Annotated in this window: 17 protein-coding genes; 9 read left to right on the forward strand and 8 right to left on the reverse strand. The window is 63.7% G+C overall.

Features of this window, described 5'->3' with window-relative positions; all coding sequences use genetic code 11:
• Nucleotides 1-21: 21 nt before the first annotated feature.
• Nucleotides 22-939 (reverse strand): 3-dehydrocarnitine:acetyl-CoA trimethylamine transferase BcoG, encoded by a 918-nt coding sequence (gene bcoG / locus AC0L24_RS16000; RefSeq protein ID WP_473563957.1) that lies wholly within the window; start codon nucleotides 937-939, stop codon nucleotides 22-24.
• A 128-nt stretch (nucleotides 940-1,067) separates the two neighbouring features.
• Between bcoG and AC0L24_RS16005 the strand changes: the two genes are divergently transcribed.
• Nucleotides 1,068-2,048, forward strand: coding sequence for a GlxA family transcriptional regulator (locus tag AC0L24_RS16005; RefSeq protein ID WP_127398053.1), 981 nt, complete (start codon nucleotides 1,068-1,070; stop codon nucleotides 2,046-2,048).
• Between the two features lie 14 nt (nucleotides 2,049-2,062).
• Here the strand turns inward: AC0L24_RS16005 and AC0L24_RS16010 are convergent, their stop codons facing one another.
• From AC0L24_RS16010 to xylA, 3 genes are all read right to left on the reverse strand, one after another.
• Complete coding sequence (locus tag AC0L24_RS16010; RefSeq protein ID WP_127398055.1) at nucleotides 2,063-2,266, reverse strand: hypothetical protein; 204 nt, start codon at nucleotides 2,264-2,266, stop codon at nucleotides 2,063-2,065.
• A 160-nt stretch (nucleotides 2,267-2,426) separates the two neighbouring features.
• Nucleotides 2,427-2,921 (reverse strand): GNAT family N-acetyltransferase, encoded by a 495-nt coding sequence (locus AC0L24_RS16015; protein ID WP_164873729.1) that lies wholly within the window; start codon nucleotides 2,919-2,921, stop codon nucleotides 2,427-2,429.
• A 252-nt stretch (nucleotides 2,922-3,173) separates the two neighbouring features.
• Nucleotides 3,174-4,499: a xylose isomerase gene (gene xylA / locus AC0L24_RS16020; RefSeq protein ID WP_127328551.1), complete on the reverse strand. Its 1,326-nt coding sequence runs from the start codon at nucleotides 4,497-4,499 to the stop codon at nucleotides 3,174-3,176.
• Nucleotides 4,500-4,611: 112 nt separating this feature from the next.
• On the opposite strand from xylA, the gene AC0L24_RS16025 reads away from it, so the two are divergent.
• Nucleotides 4,612-4,974, forward strand: coding sequence for a nuclear transport factor 2 family protein (locus AC0L24_RS16025; RefSeq protein ID WP_127269938.1), 363 nt, complete (start codon nucleotides 4,612-4,614; stop codon nucleotides 4,972-4,974).
• A gap of 197 nt (nucleotides 4,975-5,171) precedes the next feature.
• Here the strand turns inward: AC0L24_RS16025 and xylB are convergent, their stop codons facing one another.
• Entirely contained in the window at nucleotides 5,172-6,626 is a 1,455-nt protein-coding gene (xylB, locus tag AC0L24_RS16030; protein WP_127808247.1) for a xylulokinase, read from the reverse strand.
• Nucleotides 6,627-6,708: 82 nt separating this feature from the next.
• Nucleotides 6,709-8,031, reverse strand: coding sequence for a tetratricopeptide repeat protein (locus tag AC0L24_RS16035; protein ID WP_127396580.1), 1,323 nt, complete (start codon nucleotides 8,029-8,031; stop codon nucleotides 6,709-6,711).
• A gap of 226 nt (nucleotides 8,032-8,257) precedes the next feature.
• Between AC0L24_RS16035 and AC0L24_RS16040 the strand changes: the two genes are divergently transcribed.
• On the forward strand, nucleotides 8,258-11,047 hold the full coding sequence (locus AC0L24_RS16040) for an autotransporter family protein (RefSeq protein ID WP_127808245.1): 2,790 nt from the start codon (nucleotides 8,258-8,260) through the stop codon (nucleotides 11,045-11,047).
• A gap of 49 nt (nucleotides 11,048-11,096) precedes the next feature.
• On the opposite strand, the gene AC0L24_RS16045 is transcribed toward AC0L24_RS16040, so the two are convergent.
• Both AC0L24_RS16045 and AC0L24_RS16050 read right to left on the reverse strand, forming a co-directional pair.
• Nucleotides 11,097-11,720: a LysE family translocator gene (locus AC0L24_RS16045; RefSeq protein ID WP_127270197.1), complete on the reverse strand. Its 624-nt coding sequence runs from the start codon at nucleotides 11,718-11,720 to the stop codon at nucleotides 11,097-11,099.
• A gap of 96 nt (nucleotides 11,721-11,816) precedes the next feature.
• A complete protein-coding gene (locus AC0L24_RS16050) occupies nucleotides 11,817-11,939 on the reverse strand; it encodes a hypothetical protein (RefSeq protein WP_127270199.1) in 123 nt (40 codons plus the stop codon).
• A 238-nt stretch (nucleotides 11,940-12,177) separates the two neighbouring features.
• On the opposite strand from AC0L24_RS16050, the gene AC0L24_RS16055 reads away from it, so the two are divergent.
• The 6 genes from AC0L24_RS16055 to AC0L24_RS16080 all read left to right on the forward strand — a co-directional run bounded on the left by AC0L24_RS16055 (nucleotide 12,178) and on the right by AC0L24_RS16080 (nucleotide 18,241).
• The gene (locus tag AC0L24_RS16055) at nucleotides 12,178-12,945 is read left to right on the forward strand and encodes a L,D-transpeptidase (RefSeq protein WP_127322091.1); all 768 of its coding nucleotides are present in this window, start codon (nucleotides 12,178-12,180) and stop codon (nucleotides 12,943-12,945) included.
• Between the two features lie 100 nt (nucleotides 12,946-13,045).
• Nucleotides 13,046-14,212 carry a diphosphate--fructose-6-phosphate 1-phosphotransferase gene (locus AC0L24_RS16060; protein WP_127808243.1) on the forward strand — a complete coding sequence of 389 codons (1,167 nt, stop codon included), beginning with the start codon at nucleotides 13,046-13,048 and terminating at the stop codon, nucleotides 14,210-14,212.
• Between the two features lie 35 nt (nucleotides 14,213-14,247).
• Nucleotides 14,248-14,967, forward strand: coding sequence for an MBL fold metallo-hydrolase (locus tag AC0L24_RS16065; protein WP_127328591.1), 720 nt, complete (start codon nucleotides 14,248-14,250; stop codon nucleotides 14,965-14,967).
• 248 nt (nucleotides 14,968-15,215) lie between these two features.
• Nucleotides 15,216-16,736, forward strand: coding sequence for a DegQ family serine endoprotease (locus AC0L24_RS16070; RefSeq protein ID WP_127395762.1), 1,521 nt, complete (start codon nucleotides 15,216-15,218; stop codon nucleotides 16,734-16,736).
• Nucleotides 16,737-16,886: 150 nt separating this feature from the next.
• The gene (locus AC0L24_RS16075) at nucleotides 16,887-17,498 is read left to right on the forward strand and encodes a molybdopterin-dependent oxidoreductase (protein ID WP_127395761.1); all 612 of its coding nucleotides are present in this window, start codon (nucleotides 16,887-16,889) and stop codon (nucleotides 17,496-17,498) included.
• Entirely contained in the window at nucleotides 17,495-18,241 is a 747-nt protein-coding gene (locus AC0L24_RS16080; RefSeq protein ID WP_127320468.1) for an FAD-binding oxidoreductase, read from the forward strand. Before AC0L24_RS16075 ends, AC0L24_RS16080 begins: the two co-directional genes overlap by 4 nt.
• Nucleotides 18,242-18,320 lie beyond the last annotated feature (79 nt).

Genomic DNA, 18,320 nt, shown 5'->3' on the forward strand with positions numbered 1-18,320 from the left:
CCGACCCTCCCGACGAATAATTTATGCCGCGATCGGCGCCCGCTTGGTGAGGTTGAGCTTCTGCCGTACCTCTTCCGGCCCAAGGATCCTGGCGCCGAGATTGGTGACGATGCTGGCGGCGCGCTCGACCAACTGCGCATTGGTCGCCAGTACGCCCTTGTCGAGCCAGAGATTGTCTTCGAGACCGACGCGGACATTGCCGCCGGCCAGCACCGCCGCAGCAGCATAGGCCATCTGGTTGCGGCCGATGGCAAAGGCCGACCAGTTCCAGGTCGACGGCACATTGTTGACCATCGCCATGAAGGTGTTGAGGTCGTCGGGCGCGCCCCACGGCACGCCCATGCAGAGCTGCACCAGTGCATCCGGATTGAGCACCTTTTCCTCGACCAGCTGCTTGGCGAACCACAGATGACCGGTGTCGAAGGCCTCGATCTCCGGCTTGACGCCGAGCGCCGTCATCATGCCGCCCATGGCGCGCAGCATGCCGGGCGTGTTGGTCATGACATAGTCGGCCTCGGCGAAATTCATGGTGCCGCAGTCGAGCGTGCAGATTTCCGGCAGGCATTGGCGCACATGTTCCATGCGGTTGGTGGCGCCGCCCATGTCTGTGCCTTTTTCGTTGAGCGGCAGCGGCGCTTCCGGCGATCCGAACACCATGTCGCCGCCCATGCCGGCGGTCAGGTTGAGGATGACGTCGACTTCTGCCTCGCGGATGCGCTCGGTCACTTCGCGGTAGAGATGCACATCGCGCCTGGGCTTGCCGGTTTCGGGGTCGCGGACGTGGCAGTGCACGATTGCGGCGCCAGCCTTGGCCGCGTCGATGGCCGAATCGGCGATCTGCTTTGGCGAGCGCGGCACATGAGGGCTGCGGTCCTGCGACCCGCCGGACCCAGTCATGGCACAGGTAATGAAGACCTCGCGGTTCATCGCAAGCGGCATGGAATTCTCCTCCAATAGTATGCATGTCGCCCAAAAGTGGGAACCGGTTTTGGGATAACGACATGCACAAAGATGACCACAACAATGCCCGACTTGCCGGAAACTGTTTTGCGTTTTACGAAGCTTCCATGACGAAAAGCGAAAAACCGACGATCTTTCGCGCCGAGCGCTCGCCGCTCAAGGTGACGCTGCTGGTGTTTTCCGGCTCGTCCATCATGTGCGTCGCATCCGCCGTCGATCCACTGCGGGCCGCCAACCGCATCTCCGGCGAGACCCTGTTCGATTTTCGGCTGGTCTCGGTGACCGGCGAGGCTCCGGTCACCACATGCGGCCTGCCGGTGGCGGTCAGTGGCCGTTTCGACGCGGGCGAGCCAACCGACGTCCTTGTCGTCGTCGCCGGCTTCGGCACCCAGAATTATGCAACGTCGGCTCTGTTGTCCGGACTGCGCCGGGCGGCACGCACGGCGCGTGCTTGCGGCGGTGTCGAGGCGGGCACCTGGCTGGTGGCTCGCGCCGGCCTGCTGGAAGGGCGCAGCGCCACCACCCACTGGGAGGACATGGAGGATTTTTCCTCGGCCTTTCCCGGCGTCGATGTCCGCCCTGACCGCTATGTCATCGACGGGCCGGTGTTCACGTCGGGTGGCGCGTCGCCGACCTTCGACCTGATGCTGCATCTCATCCGTACGCGGCTCGGCATGGCCGTCGCACTCGATGTCGCCAGCGTCTTCATCTACGACCAGGCGCGCGCCGCCACCGACGCACAGCCGCTGGTCTCGCTCGGCCGGCTCGACGGCTACGACCCGCGCCTTGCGCAAGCCATCCGGCTGATGGAAGCGCATGTCGACCAGCCGCTGACCATAGAAGCAGTGGCAAAGCGCGCCGGGGTGACGGCGCGGACATTGGAGAGCATCTTTCGCAAGTCGATCGGCGAGACGCCGGGCGCCTATTATCTCAGGCTGCGCCTCGGTGCCGCGCGCCGGCTGGTGGTCGATACAAGGGTTGCCATGGCCGACATTGCCGGGCGGACCGGGTTCTCGTCCGCCGCGGCATTTTCGAGGGCGTTTTCAAAGACTTTCGGCGAAGCGCCGGTCAGGTTGCGGAGGGGGTAGGTTTCAACGCGCGATCAGGCCGCGTTCTGGCGGTCGCCGTCGATTTGCGAGCGCATCTGTCTGGCCAGACGGGTCTCGAAGCGGCTGGCCACGGCGCGATCCCATTCATTCGAAATCTTGGCGTCGTCCGTTTTCCGCGGCATCGCCATCAGCCGGTCGATGATCGATCCAGCCTCGCCAGGTGAGAGCAGGGCGTCGATTTCACGTTCGTTCTGCATATCGGTTCGCCTCCTTCTTCCTCTCCCGCCACGAGCCAGTCTTATACGAGATTCGTGACGGCTGTTTGAAGGCAAGAGCGAGGTCATTGAAGGGCGTCGAAGGGCAAAACCGTGTCGCGGGACCGGGCCATGCGCAAAGCTGTTCCTGCGCCTTGGCAGGTCAGGTCAAGGAGAGATCTACAGCCGCTTTTCGAACAGCACTCGTGGTAAAGCCACTGTCCCATTCGTCGTCTGGATAGCGGTTTTTCTCGACATAGCCGACCGCCTTGTAGAGGGCTTGTGCCGGCAGGTTGAACGTGTCGGTTTCCAGCCGCGCCTGCGCCAACCCGGCGGTGCCGATTGCCTGTTCGGCATGGGAAAGCAGCTTGCGGCCGACACCTTGGCCTTGACGGGATGCCATGACGTGCAGGGCCTCGATGAAATCCGCGCGCCAATGGATCAGGCCGGCGACCTCGCCATCGATCTCGGCAACGGCGAACTCAGGCCAGCTCCGGTCGACATAGCGCCCGCCAATATCCGTCTCGACATAGCACCGCGCCGCTGCTTCGGTGATGTTCGGCAGCCATGTGCCTTCGAACGTTTCCTGCAGCACCTGCTTCAACGCCGGAATATCGCTCGCCTGCGCCGGGCGCACGATGATTCGATCCTCTGCCATTTTCCGTCTCCCGCCAATGCATGTCGCCCAAAAGTGCCAGCGGTTTTGGGATGACGACATGCATAAAAATAAAGGCTGCCGCACGGGCTCTCTTTCGGCGACACGCGTGGCATCTTGATCTCACGCTGGCTGCCGAAGATCTGTGCGATCCTCGGCAGCCTCTCGCGAAGTGGGCTGACTAGCAGATAGCGATGGCGGCGGCTTTCATCCAGTGGTGCCGGATGTCGGTCCAGAGATGGAGCGGCGCGCGCCTTACACGTAGCGGTTGACGATATTTTCCAGCAGTTCCTGGCGGCCGGACCTCGGCTGCGGCTCGATCTTCTTCTTGACGACACGCTCGGCGATATCCTCAAGCGTGCGCTTGCCGGCGAGCATCGCCTTGCCCTCGGCCGTGTTCCAGCCGGCATAACGTTCGGCCAGCGGCGCCGATAGCGCCTTGTCCTCAACCATGCGGGCCGCGGCTTTCAGGCCACGTGCGCAAGAGTCCATGCCGCCGATATGGCCGATCAGCAGGTCCTGCGGATCGAGCGACTGGCGGCGCAGCTTGGCGTCGAAATTGGTGCCGCCGGTCTTGAAGCCGCCGGCCTGCAGGACCTGGTAGTAGGCCAGTGCCATTTCCGGCACGTTGTTGGGGAACTGGTCGGTGTCCCATCCCGACTGATAGTCGTTGCGGTTCATATCGATCGAACCGAAAATGCCGAGCGCATTGGCCAGAGCCAGTTCGTGCTCGAAGGAATGGCCGGCCAGGATGGCGTGGCCCTGCTCGATATTGACCTTGACCTCCTTCTCCAGCCCGAAGCGCTTGAGGAAGCCGTAGACCGTGGCGACATCGTAATCATACTGATGCTTGGTCGGCTCCTGCGGCTTCGGCTCGATCAGGATCGCGCCCTTGAAGCCGATTTTGTGCTTGTAGTCGACGACCATGCTGAGGAACCGGCCGGCCTGTTCCTGCTCGCGCGCGAGGTCGGTGTTGAGCAGCGTCTCATAGCCTTCGCGCCCGCCCCACAGCACGTAGTTTTCGCCCTTCAGCCGCTTGGTGACGTCGATGCAGCTTTTTACCGTCGCCGCTGCGTAGGCAAAGACATCCGGATCGGGATTGGTGGCCGCCCCCGACATGAAGCGGCGATTGGAGAACAGATTGGCGGTGCCCCAAAGCAGCTTGACGCCGGTCTGCTTCATCTTCCCCGCGAAGTAATCGGCGATCTCGTCGAGGCGCGCGGCACTTTCGGAAAAATCCTTGCCTTCCGGCCGCACATCGGCGTCGTGGAAGCAGAAATAGGGCGCGCCGAGCAGCGAGAACATCTCGAAGGCGACGTCCGCTTTCAGCTTTGCCAGCTCCATCGTGTCGGTGCCACCTGCCTTGGGGAACCACGGCCGGTCGAAGGTCTGGCCGCCGAACGGATCGCCGCCCGGCCAGGCAAAGGAGTGCCAGTAGGCGACGGCGAAGCGCAGATGGTCTTCCAGCCGTTTGCCGGCGACGAGCTCGTCGGGATTGTAGAACCTATAGGCCAGCGGATTGGTCGAATCCGGCCCTTCATATTTGATTTTCTTGATGTCGCCGAAAAATCCGCTGCTCATGATTTCTGTCCTCTCACAAAGTTCTGCCGCCATTACCTCAGGCGTAATTGGTTTCAGGCCAGCGCCGGTTGAAAAGGGTCATGTCAAAACCGTCAAATGAAGGAGACAGACCATGACCGACCTCACCAAGATCGCTGAAAACTACATCACCGCCTGGAACGAAAGCGATGCCGTCCGCCGGACCGAATTGCTCAAGGCGACCTTCACGGAAGACGTCAGCTATCGTGATCCGCTCATGCAGGGCGACGGCCATGAAGGCGTCGCGGCTCTGATCGACGGCGTGCAGCAGCGCTTTGCCGGCTTCCGGTTCTCGCTGAAGGGCACGCCGGACGGTTTTGCCGACAAGATCCGCTTCTCGTGGAATCTCGGGCCTGAGGGGACGCCATCGGTGATCGAAGGTACCGACATCGGAATCATCGAGAACGGCCGCCTGAAGAGCGTCACCGGCTTTCTCGACAAGGTGCCTGCGCAGTAAGGACTTCTGGGCGAGGCGGGTGCGAAGCGCCCCCCTCTGGCCTGCCGGCCATCTCCCCCTCAAGGGGGGAGATTGGCTGTCTTTCCCGCCATCGCTAATTATCAACCTTGCAAGACGAGTAAAGCCGTCAACGCTGCCGATCTCCCCCCTAGAGGGGGAGATGCCCGGCAGGGCAGAGGGGGGCGCCTCGCACTGAATCACGCGGTTACAGCCCTGATCGCCGGGTACAGCTCCCGGTAGCGCTGATAGGCATCGGCATAGACGCCGCCAAGCGCCGCGTCCGGTTCGATCGTGGCATCCGTCCTCGGTGCCGTACAGACTTCCAGGGGATCGGCACCAGTCGCAGCGATCAGGCCGAGCCGTGCGGCGCCAAAGGCGGCGCCGAAGTCGCCGTCGGCGGGAATGTCGACAGGCAGTTGAAGCGCGGTGGCAATCGCCTTCAGCCAGTAGCGCGAGCGGGAACCGCCGCCGATCGCCGTCACCCGCGTCAAACTCGTGCCGGCCTTCGCCAGGGCGTCGAGGCTGTCGCGGAAGGCAAAGGCCACACCCTCCAGCACGGCCTGGGTCAGCACGGCACGGCTCGATTCATGCGCCAGCCCGGCGAACGCGCCGCGAATGGCGGCATCATTGTAGGGTGTGCGCTCACCCGAGAGATAAGGCAGGAAGGACACGCCGCTGGGCGCCTCCAATGTGTCGCCGAGTTCAGCGGTCAATTCGCCGGCGCTCTTCCCGGTGATTTCGGACAGCCAATTGAGCGAATCCGTTGCCGACAGGATGACCCCCATCTGGTGCCAGGTGTTCGGCAGGGCGTGGCAGAAGGTGTGAACCGCGCTAGCCGGGTTGGGCAGGTAGGAAGCGTTGGCGGCAAACAGCACGCCCGATGTGCCGAGCGAGACGAAAGCGTGGCCGGCGCCGACCGTGCCCATGCCGCAGGCCGAGGCCGCATTGTCGCCGGCGCCGCCGGCGATTGGAATGCCGGCCTGGACGCCCCATTTCGAGGCCAATTCACTGCGCAGTGCGCCTGCCTTGTGCGTACCCTCGACCAGCGACGGCATCTGCTCCTCGTCGAGCGACGTCGCTGCGAGCAGGTCCGTACTCCAGCGCCGGTTGCCGACATCGAGCCAGGAGGTACCGGCAGAATCCGACATCTCCGAAATGTGTTCGCCCGAAAGCCAGAGCCGCAGGAAATCCTTGGGCAGCAGCACTTTTGCGACCTTGGCGAAGAGAGCGGGTTCGTTGTTTTTCACCCAGGCAAGTTTCGGCGCGGTGAAACCGGGAAAGACGATGTTGCCGGTCAGAGCGCGGAAGCGCGGATCGGCATCGAGGACAGCCGCCTCGGCATGGCTGCGCGTGTCGTTCCACAGGATGCAGGGACGCAGCACCTTGTCGGCGGCGTCGAGCAGCGTGGCGCCATGCATCTGCCCGGACAGGCCAATGCCCTTGACTGCCGCGAGTTCATCCGGATGGGAGGATTTGAGCTCGGCAATTGCGTCTTCGCAGGCCCGGATCCAGTGCTCGGGATTCTGTTCCGACCAGCCGGGATGCGGCCGTGAAACATCAAGCGAACCATGGCCGGAACCGACGACGGTTTGCCCGGCAACGATCAGCAGCGCCTTGACGCCCGACGTCCCGAGATCGAGGCCCAGATACATGTCTTCCTCCCACGCCAGTTAATTTTTTCGGGTCTCGAAAAAATCTGGCTTGGCCAGTTTTTAAAACAAGATCCGCTTCGGGTCAATTCTCCGACAAATCGGCGGCGCGTCGCACAAACAGCGCTGACAGCGGACTGTCGGGCCGCGCCATCGAACGCTCGGCCGTGAGCGCCCTGGCCAGCGCACCGTCACCGGCGCGCAACGCTGCCTCGATCAGCGTCAGGTCGATAACATCGCGCTGGGCGTGGCTGCCGCCGAAGCGATGGGAGATCGATCGGATCGGCCGGATCAGGCGCACGGTCTCGGCGTAACTGCCCTCACCGAATGCCTTGATGGCGAGCGTCAGCGGATGGCCGACATCCCGCGTGAAAGCCGCATTGTCGTCGCTGCCACGCATGGCCTCGCGCTGAGCCTCAAGCAAAGCGAGGGCCGGCGCATCTAACCCTGCACCGACAAAGGCCATCATCGCGTGGGCATCGTTGAAGGCATAATTGCCGGCGCCGGCCTTATGCCAATTGGCGGCGAGCGCCGCCCAGCGGTCGCCGACATCGACGCCGCCGAGGGCGAGCCGCCACAGGACTGCCGAGGCATCGACCATGTTGAGCGCCATCGTCGATTGCACGATGTAGATGGGGCCGTCATAGAGGGCCAGCACCGCGTCGGTCTCGCCGAGATCATAGTGGAACAGCGCCAGGTGCCACCAATTGTGGACCTGCAGGAAACTCTCCCTTGTCCACGCTTCCGGGTTGGTCAGCATCCAGGCGATGCCATCCCTTTGCCGGCTCTGCATTTCCATGACATGGGCGACGGCATGCTGCGCCCAGCCGTCGCGCGGCTCGAAGTCGACCGCCGCGCGGCCAAGCTGCTCGGCCCTGACATAGTCACCCATTTCCTCCAGCCCGAAGGCGTGCATGCCGAGCATGGCGTGGTAGCCGGGCATGCCGCTTTGCCAGGACGGCAGGGCGCGTGCGATGCGGTCGCGCAGCATGCGTGCATTGCCGGTGAAGAAATCGATCTGGTGGCCGACCTGCAGCGCCAGCCCGTCGCGCGGGGTCTCGATGGTGATGTCCTCGAGAATGCGGCTGGCTTGATGCCAGCGTCCGTTGGCGAGATGACCCAGGGCTGTGACATGCGCCCGCTCGCGCGTGGTCGCGGCAAGCGGCAGTGACGCCTCATGGCAAGCCTTGGCCACCGCTGTCGCCTCCCGCTCGGTGGCGAGGCCGAACAGATAGCCCTTGAAGACATGCGCCATGACGAAGCCGGGATCTTCCGCGATGGCGTGGTCGATGGACGCCACGGGATCGCCGATGAAGCACTGCAGTTCGCGCACTGCCTGGCTGTAGGGGGCGAACCCCGCCTCCGTTGCACCCGAAAGCGTCAGGCCGAATGCGTCCCTGGTTGCCATGCGATGTCCTTTCATCGATCCGTGACAGGGCCTCGATCCTTCGGCCCAAACCGATCCTAAAGCATGGGCCACGGACACGCCAACCGCGCGCTACGCCAGATCATTTCAGTAGTCTTTGCAGTTTAGCAACCATGCGGGGCAGATTAGGCTTTGTAAAATCGAATGAATTGTGTCTTCATTACGGCGACTGGCGGGGGCTGGAAATCGCGAATCGAGAGGGGACGCGATGTGGCATATGAAGAACTCGCTTCCGAACAGTCGTTCGGAGGATGCGCAGGTGACAGTTGCTTCGCCACGGCGAAAGCCGCATCCGCTACACCCTTGGCTTATTAGCATCCTCTCAACTACGGCCTTTGCGTTGCTGCCCAATTCAGCTGCGTTTGCCGCATGCGTGCTGGGCCCAATCGCCGGAAATACCGTCTACACCTGCGATAGCGGCGACTCGGGCGGCAGCCTCACCGATGCCGATGGCGATAACACGCTGAATTTTCCCGCCGGCGGCACCGGGCAGATATCAGGCAACGTGACCTTTGGTGTCGGCACGGACCGCATCGACATGCAGTCCGGCACCATCACCGGCACCGTCGATCAGGGCGGCGGTACGGATTTCTTCACCATTGGCGCGGGGACCGTCGGCGGCAATGTCCAGCAGGGCGCCGGCATCGACGACTTCAACATGAGCGGCGGCCAGATCGGCTCGCTCAACCAGGGCGACGGCCTCGACACCTTCACCATGACCGGCGGACGCATCGTCGATTTCTTCGACGATGGCGACCGCGCCGTGATGACCGGTGGCCGCATCGGCCGCGTCAACATGAAGCTCGACCAGAACTATTTCAACATGTCCGGCGGCACCATCGACCGCAACCTCGTCACCGGCTTCGACAAGGACACGATCATCCTATCGGGCGGCACCATCGGCGGCAACATCAGCGTCAGCGGCGGCAATGACAGCGTCACGGTCACCGGCGGCACGGTCGGTGGCGATATACTGATGAGCTTTGGCGCCGACGATTTCGTCTGGAACGGTGGCGGCATCATCTATGGCGCCGTCGATCTCGGCGGCGACAACGACACCGCCAGGCTCAGCAACCTCACCAACGCCAATCTCGGTGCCACGGATGCCATATCAGGCGGCCTCGGTACCGACGCGCTGACACTGGACAACGTCAAACTGGATGGGGTCAGCCGGCTCCAGAACTGGGAAAGCATCGACGCCACCAACGACACCGAACTGACGATGGACAGCAATCTGGTGCTCGGCGATAGCGGCACCGGCACAGGTTCGCTCAGTGTCGATGCCGCAAGCACGCTCTATGGCGGCGGCTTCAATGCGGCGATCCAGGCGTTTACGGCAGGCCAGTTGGCGCAGGTCACCAATGCCGGCCGCATCGACCTGACCAATGGCAGCACCGGCGCCACCGACAGCCTGACGATTTCGGGCAATTATGTCGGGCTGGGGGGCCTGCTGCTTATCCAGACCGAGCTCGGTGACGATTCCTCCGCATCCGACAAGTTGGTCCTGTCGAGCGGAACGGCTTCCGGTTCGACCGGGATCTCCGTGGTCAATCTCGGCGGCGCGGGGGCTGCGACCACGCAGGACGGCATCATGGTCGTCCAGGCAATCAACGGCGCCACCTCGGGCGCCACGACATTCGCGCTCGACGCCCCGGTCGCCGCCGGTGCCTTTGAATATTATCTGTTCAAGGGCGGCGTCAGCGCCGGCAGCGAGGAGAACTGGTACCTGCGCTCGACGCTGAACACGCCGGCCCCTCCGGCCGCCGCCCCGCCGGCGCTGGAACCTACTGCGCCGCCGGAACCAGAGCCGCCGGCGGCCGAACCGCCGCCGCCGCCGCCTTCCGAGCTGCCGCCGACGCCGCCTCCGACCGAGGGCGACATCAACAACCCGCCGGTCGATCCGACACCGCCGGTGCAGGCCGCCGATCCGGAGCCCGAGCCGCCGCCGGCACCACCGCCGGCACCAGTTGCGGATCCGCCCCCGCCGCCGCCGGTTGTGCCAACGGATGTGCCTGACCTGCCGACACCGGCGGCGGGCGAGGAGATCCTGCTCTATCGCATCGAGGTTCCGGTCTATTCCGCCTTGCCCCCGGTCGCCGAACATCTGGCGATGACGACGCTCGGCACCTTCCACGAACGGCGCGGCGAGCAGAGCCTGTTGTCGAACACCGAGCTGTCGCCGGTCTGGGGCCGCATCTTCGGCCAGGACAGCAAGATGGCGTATTCAGGAACCGTATCGCCGTCCTTCGACGGCACCCTGTTCGGCCTCCAGGCGGGCTTCGATCTGTTCGGCCGCGAAACCGCGTCGGGCCAGACCGATCGCGCCGGCCTGTTCGTCGCCTATGCCAGCATGAATGGCGACGTGCGCGGCCAGGCGCTGGGCTGGGACAATCTGTCCGTCGGCAGCATGGATATCAACGGCACCAGCGTCGGCGGCTACTGGACCCGGATCGGTCAGGGTGGCTGGTACCTGGACGGCGTCCTCATGGCCACCTTCTTCGGCGGAGACGCAACATCGTCGCGCGGCATCGGCATCGACGTCGGCGGGACCGGTGTCACCGCTTCGCTGGAAGGCGGCTATCCCATCGCGCTGGGGCAAGGCTGGACGCTTGAACCGCAGGCGCAACTGGTCTGGCAGCAACTGTCGCTCGACGATGCATCGGACCGCTTTGCTTCGGTTTCCTTCGATACCGACGGCAACGTGACCGGCCGGCTCGGCGCACGGCTGCAAGGCGAAACAACGATCAATGGCATGGCGCTGCAGCCGTACCTAAAGGCCAACATCTGGCACGATTTCGGCGGCACGAGCCATGTCAATTTCGACACCACCGATATCTCCACCGAGGGCAGATCGACCTCGTTCGAATTCGGTGGCGGTGTGATCGCCAAGGTGACGGACAAGGTCAGCATCTTCGCCACCGGCGACTACACCACCAATCTCGGCGGCGACGAGCGTCGGATACTCGAAGGCAATCTTGGGTTCAGCGTCAAATGGTAAGGTTGATCATGACCCGAAAACAATTTCGGGGTCATGAGCAAAAAGACAGCTAATTGCTGGAACGCATCGCCACCGTGGCGATGCCGGCGCCGACCAGCAGCGTGCCGCCGGTGCGGTTGAAGATCCGGATCGCCTTGGGATTGCGCACCACGTTGCGTGCGCGTGAGGCGATCAGCGCATAGCCAAAGGCATTGGCGAAGGCGAGCGCCAGGAAGGTCGTCTCGAAGATCAGCATCTGCGTCCAGAAATCGGCGTGCCGGTCGAGGAACTGCGGCAGAAAGGCGACGAAGAAGGTGATGCTTTTCGGGTTGAGCGCGGTGACCAGCCAGGCGTGCGCCATCATCTTGGCCGAGGAGACCGCGTCGGTGCGCGGTTCGGCTTTCAGCGCGCCGCCGGCGCGAAACAGTTTCACGCCGAGATAGATCAGATAGCCGGCGCCGATCAGCTTCAGGATGGTGAAGACACCAGCCGAAGCTGCCAGCAGCGCGCCGATGCCCAGCATCGACAAGGTCATCGCGGTGAAGTCGCCCAGCGCCACGCCGATTGCCATAGGCAGAGCGGTGCGCCAGCCCTGGCCCAACGCGTAGGACACGACGAGAAGGATGGTCGGACCCGGAATGATGAGGAGGATCGTCGACGCGGCGGCGAAGGCGGCCCAGTTTTCGAAGGACATGCTCGTCTCCCTTGAGCTTAAAGAAGAGGATAAATCCTCAGGCCCAGGAGAATGTAAAGAGGCGATTTCCCTGACTGCGCCAGCGGCAGATCGGTGTCAGTTCGCGCCGCTCAGCGTGCTCACGATATCGGCCAGGCTGACATTGGCACCGAGAACGGTTGCCGCCGCGACAATGGCAGCGGCAAAAAGCTTGATGTCGGTTTTTAAGATCTTGCACATGGAGGCCCCTCGCTGATGGTTCGAGGAGTAGGAAACGCCGGCGCCGGGAATATGACCCGGCCGAGGTCTTTTTGTGCAGCAGCCTTCGTTCAAGCCCAGGCAAGAAGGTCGGACATCGTCAAGGCCATGCGCAAATGCAGGCTGTGCAACGTCTTCACGCTTTATCAACCATGAATGATGAAAATGCCCGCTATCCGGCCGGACCGTGCTTCCCGCCGACAGCGTAGGGTCTGGGTATATGCGTGAGTTGCCGCAAGGTCTGACGCCGCCGCGAAATGGCGACGCAATCGAAACCGATCATCATCTTTCCCGCCGCGCCATCCTGTCCGGGGCAGGGGCGCTCGCGCTGCTGAGCGCCGCCGGTTGCTCGACCTCGGGCTTGGGTCTGCCGGCGCTCGAGCTCGACGACGTCACCACGGGTTCCGTGCGGCCGATCCGGCCAAGCATCAGCGTCGACAAGAACATCACCAGCCCCGGCGTCATGTATGCCGGGCTGACCGACGGCGGCTTCAACGTGCCGGAAGTGCCATATCTGAAGGTCAAGCCGGAATTCCGTCGCCAGATCGTCGTCGACACGACAGGCGAGGCGCCCGGCACCATCGTCGTCCATCTCAAGGAGCGCATGCTCTATCTCGTCCAGCCGGGTGGCGACGCCATTCGCTACGGCGTCGGCATCGGCAAGGATGGCTTCCGCTGGTCGGGTCGCGCCAACATCCAGTACGGCAGGGAATGGCCGACCTGGACGCCGCCGCCGGAGATGATTGCCCGCAAGCCTGAACTGGTGAAATGGCAAGCCGGACAGCCCGGCGGCCTCACCAATCCGCTCGGCGCGCGTGCCCTCTACATCTACCAGGACGGCAAGGACACCGGCTATCGCATCCACGGCTCGCCCGAATGGTGGAGCATCGGCCAGGCGATGTCGTCGGGCTGCGTGCGCCTGATCAACCAGGACATCATCGACCTCTACAGCCGCGTCTCCAAAAAAAATCCGGTCGTCGTCGTCTGACGCTTATGCGGCGTGTTGGCGCCGCTCGAAACTCCCGTTGCGCGATGCGGCAAGACAGGCCAAGGTGCCTTGAAAACCATCGCGCCGGGAGAAATCAAGCATGGCTGGAACGTTTGTCATCGCGCAGGGCGGCGGCCCAACCGCCGTCATCAACCAGACGGTTGTCGGGGCGACACTGGAGGTCCGCAAGCGGCATCCCGGTGCCAAGGTGCTGGGCTCCATCCATGGTGTGCGCGGCATCCGTGACGGCAATTATATCGACCTTTCCGCCATCCCCGAGGACCGGCTGCGGCTGATTGCCGGCACGCCGAGCGCCGCCCTCGGCTCGACCCGCGACAAGCCCGACGCCGCCTATTGCGATGTCATCCTCAACGGCCTGAAGAAGGCCGGCGCCGACGCCTTCATCTATATCGGCGGCAACGACACGTCGGGTACCCAGCAGATCCTGACCGATGCCGCCGGCGGCTCAATTGCCTTCGTCCATGCGCCAAAAACCATCGACAATGATCTCGAGGAAAACGACCACACGCCGGGCTTCATTTCGGCGGCCGAGTTCGTCGCCGGCGCCTTCCTGTCCGTCGATCTCGATTTTCGTGCGCTGCCCGGCATCTATGTCGGCATCGTCATGGGCCGGCATGCGGGCTTCCTGACCGCGGCCGCGGCCGCCTGGCAGCTCGACCCCGACAGCGGCCCGCACCTCGTCTACGTGCCCGAGCGCCCATTCTCGGCCGCCGGCTTTATCGACGACGTGCGTGCCACGCTCGATCGCCACAAGCGCTGCATCGTCGCCGTTTCGGAAGGCGTCAGCACCGCCGACGGCAAGGCGCTGGTCGAAAGCCTGGTGCCGCCGGACAAGCTTGAGCGCGACGCGCATGGCAACGTCAAGCTGTCGGGCAGCGACCTGCCGGCCGCACTCGAGCGCGCGTTGGCGGAAGGCCTGCCGGGCAAGCGGGCCCGCGTCGATGCGCTCGGCTACATGCCGCGCGGCTATATCGGCGCCATCAGCGCGGTCGACGCGCAGGAGGCGTTCGATGCCGGCGCTTTCGCCGTCACCGTCGCCGAACAGGGCGGCGGCTCGGTGGCGTTGCAATATGACGGCACCAGAACGGTGCTGAAGAAAGTGCCGCTCAAGAACGTCGCCGGCAAGACACGCCACATGCCGGACGATTTCATGAAGCCCGATGTCAATCAGCTGTCGGATGCCGGCATGGCCTATCTCAAGCGGCTGGTGCCGGAAAAGTACAAGGTCGGGAAGCCCTTCGTCTGATGCCGGGCTCACACTTGATGCCCGGCTCACAGGTGATGCCCGACTGGTTCAGCAGGAGCGTCGTCGACGACAAGACGACGATGCTGACCGAGCCCTTCGTCCATGCCTATGTTCGGGCCAATATCTGGCATCTGCGCGGTCGCGATGCCGACCTGCTCGTCGACACCGGCATGGGCATCTGTCCGCTGGCGCCGCAGATCGAGACGGCGGAAGGCAAGCCGCTGCTGGTCGTTGCCACCCACATCCATCTCGACCATGTCGGCTCGCTGCATGAATTCCCGTTGCGGGCCGGGCCAAGGATGAGCGCGGCCCGGTTCGAGACCATGGATGAGGCCGCGACCTACGCCTACATGTTCCATGACCTCGACGGTGCCGTCTCGAAACTGCCGGCGCCCGGATGGAAGTCGGCCGACTACAGGATCCCGCCCGCGCCGTTGACGCGAACCCTGGACGAGGGCGATGTCGTCGATCTTGGCGACCGGCAATTTCGCGTGCTGCATTTGCCGGGCCATTCACCGGATTCGATCGCGCTGTTCGACGAGGTCGACGGCCTGTTCTTCAGCGGCGATGCCATCTACGACGCCATGCTGATCGACGACCTGCCGGATTCCGACCGAGCCGCCTATGTCAGCACGATGCGGCGCCTGCTCGACCTGCCGATCCGCATCGGTCATGGTGGACACGGACCGAGCTTCGACGGCAAGCGCATGCGCGAGATTGCCACGGCCTATCTCGAGCGAAGCGCCGGTGGCTGAGGCTCCAGCGAGACAGCAAGGTGCCGCCCAACGACTTTGCGGCCCTGCCGCCGTGCGGATATTAAATCTTCGTAAGGTCGCCCTAAAACCCTAAATCGGGCGAATCCGCGCCCTAGATGCAAGGCCGTCGATCCGGTTGGCTGCCATGTAGGCGAGACGGGCAATTGCGACCTCGACACGCCGATGACCGATTTCCCCGCACGGGAGAGGCCACGGCGCTGGATCAACTCTCGCCCGGACAAACGACCATGTCAGATATCCTTCGTAGGCATCGCGTCGCGGCCTTGCTGGGCGCTGCGCTGATCATATCCCCCTTCGTCATGTCTTTCGCCCAAGGCGAGGGCAACACCATTCCGACAACCCAGACGCCTGTCGCCGGCATCACCGCGCCCAATGGCTCGTTCGCACCCATCGTTGCCGCCGACAAGCCGGCGGTGGTGACGGTCACCACCGTCATGAAGGCACAGCCTGAAACGATGAGCGATGCATCTCCTTTCGACGGCGGCTCGCCTTTCGATGACTATTTCCGCCAGTTCTTCGGTGACCAGGGCATGCCGACGCCGAAGACGCCGCCACAACAGCAACCGCAGCGCGCCGAGGCGCTGGGTTCCGGCTTCATCGTCGGCGCGGATGGCACCGTCGTCACCAACAATCACGTCATCGATGGTGCCTCTTCGATCAAGGTGACGCTCGACGACGGCACCGAACTTCCGGCCAAGCTTGTCGGCCGCGATGCCAAGAACGATCTCGCCGTACTCAAGGTCAAGTCGGACAAACCCCTGCCGACCGTCAAATGGGGCGATTCCGACAAGCTCATGCCAGGCGACCAGGTGCTGGCCTTCGGCAATCCGTTCGGCATCGGCACCACCGTCACGGCAGGTATCGTCTCAGCGCGCGGCCGTGACCTGCATAGTGGCCCGTTCGACGATTTCATCCAGATCGACGCGCCGATCAACCACGGCAATTCCGGCGGTCCGCTGGTGGATGTCGCCGGCAATGTCGTCGGCATCAACACGGCGATCTATTCACCCAATGGCGGCAGCGTCGGCGTCGGCTTTGCCATTCCGTCGGATCAGGCCCAGAAGGTGGTCGCCAAGCTGATGAAGGGCGGCTCCATCCAATACGGCTATCTCGGCGTTCAGATCCAGGAGGTGACACCCGATGTCGCGAGCGCCATCGGGCTCGGCCATTCCGGCGGCGCGCTGGTTTCAGAGGTCAACGACGGTTCGCCGGCGGCCAAGGCCGGCGTCGAGACGGGTGACGTCATCACCAGCTTTGCCGGGCAGGACGTGAAGGATCCCAAGGACCTGTCGCGGGCGGTCGCCGATGTCGCGCCGGGCGCCAGGGAAACGGTGGATGTCTGGCGCAAAGGCAAGCCGATGCGGATTTCCGTCGATGTCGGCCAAAACAGCGCCGATGCGAAGACCGCGTCGCTGGACGACGGGTCCGACGCGCCGAGCGCCGGGCGCGCTCCCGCGATAGGACTCGGCTTGATGGATATAACGCCCGACATTCGCCAGCAGATGAACCTAGCCGGCAAGCAGCACGGCGCGGTGGTTGCCAGCGTCAACCCCGACAAAGCGGCCGCCGCTTCCGGAATACAGGCCGGCGACATCATCGTTGCCGTCAATCAGGTGCCGGTCAAGAACGCCAGGCAGGTAACCCAGGCGATCGCCTTGGCCGGCAAGTCCGGCAGGAAATCGGTGCTGTTGCTGGTCGAGCGTGGCGACGCTCAAATGTACATCGCGGTGCCTTTCGCCAATGGCTGAGAAATGGCGTTGACGTGAACATGGGACCGGCAGGTCCATCGGTGACGATCCCGCCGGTCTCCGCCCGTCAAGATTTCGGTTGCCCGTCAGGGCATCTTCGAGAACATTGCGTCAGGCCGATAGTGGCCTGATTGCATGGGGATTGCCGCTATGGTCACCCGAGGTTTCTCTTCAGGACGGCGCCCGCCAACCGATGGCGATGCCCGCATCCCGCCGGGCCAATATCTGGAACAGGGTTTTCCGGTGCTGTCGGCCGGTCCGACGCCGCGCGTGCGTACCGAGGATTGGTCTTTCACGCTGAAACATGGGCCACGCCCGATCAAGAAATGGAACTGGGCCGAGTTCAACGCCCTGCCACTGAACAAGATGACGCGCGACATCCATTGCGTGACCGCATGGACCAAGTTCGACACGCCGTGGCAAGGCGTGCTGGTCGACGATATCCTTGCCGATGCCGGTTTGGAGCCGCCGACCGGCTTCACGCTGGCGCACGCGTTCGACGGCTACACCACCAACGTGCCGGTCAAGGACCTCACCGCCGGCAAGGCCATGGTGGCGCTGCTCTACGAAGGCAAGCCGATCACACCGGACCATGGCGGCCCGGCAAGGCTGCTGGTGCCGCATCTTTATTTCTGGAAGTCGGCCAAATGGTTGAACGGCCTGCAATTCACCACGCGAGACGAGCCCGGTTTCTGGGAATTGCGCGGCTACCATATCTATGGCGACCCATGGCGCGAGCAGCGCTACACGGACGATCCATGAGCGATGCGGCGGCAGTGCAGTCGCCCTGGCAAACAGCCGGCATCGTCCGCATCGAAAAGCGCACGCCGCGTGTCACCAGCTTCTTTTTCCAGCCGTCTCGGCCCTTCGCCTATCGCGCCGGGCAGCATGTCGACGTCAGGCTGACGGCGCCGGACGGCTATCAGGCGCGCCGCTCCTATTCCATCGCCTCCGCGCCCGAAACGAGCGGCGCAATCGAACTGGCGATCGAAAAACTCGACGATGGCGAGGTCTCGCCCTTCTTCCACGAGGTCGCGGCAGTGGGCGATGAAATCGAACTGCGCGGGCCGCTTGGCGGGCATTTCGTCTGGCCGGAGGATGAGAGTGGACCGCTTGTTCTGGTCGGCGGCGGTTCGGGCGTCGTGCCCTTGATGTCGATGCTCCGCCACCGCGCCGCGCGTAATTCAGCGGTGCCCGTCGTCCTGGTCTTTTCGGTCCGGGTCTGGGACGAAGTGATCTTTCGTCACGAGTTGATCGCCCTCGACGAACGCCAGGACGGCTTCGACCTGATGCTGACACTGACGCGCGAAGCCGCACGCCGTCCAGCCGACTATGCGCGGCGGGTAGACGTCGCGATGATGGTTCAAGCCATGACGCGGCTGCCGGAGCCGCCTGGCATCGCCTTCGTCTGCGGCTCCAACGCCTTCGTTTCCGCGGCCGCCCAAGCGCTGATCGATGCCGGCGTTGCAGCGGAAATCATTCGCACCGAACGCTACGGAGTTTGAACGGACTCTGGCGGTTCGGTCGAGACACGATGCTTCAAGCCTTGAAAATCGACCGATGAGGTAATACCTTGTCGGAATA

Source organism: Mesorhizobium sp. WSM4809, from assembly GCF_055811655.1.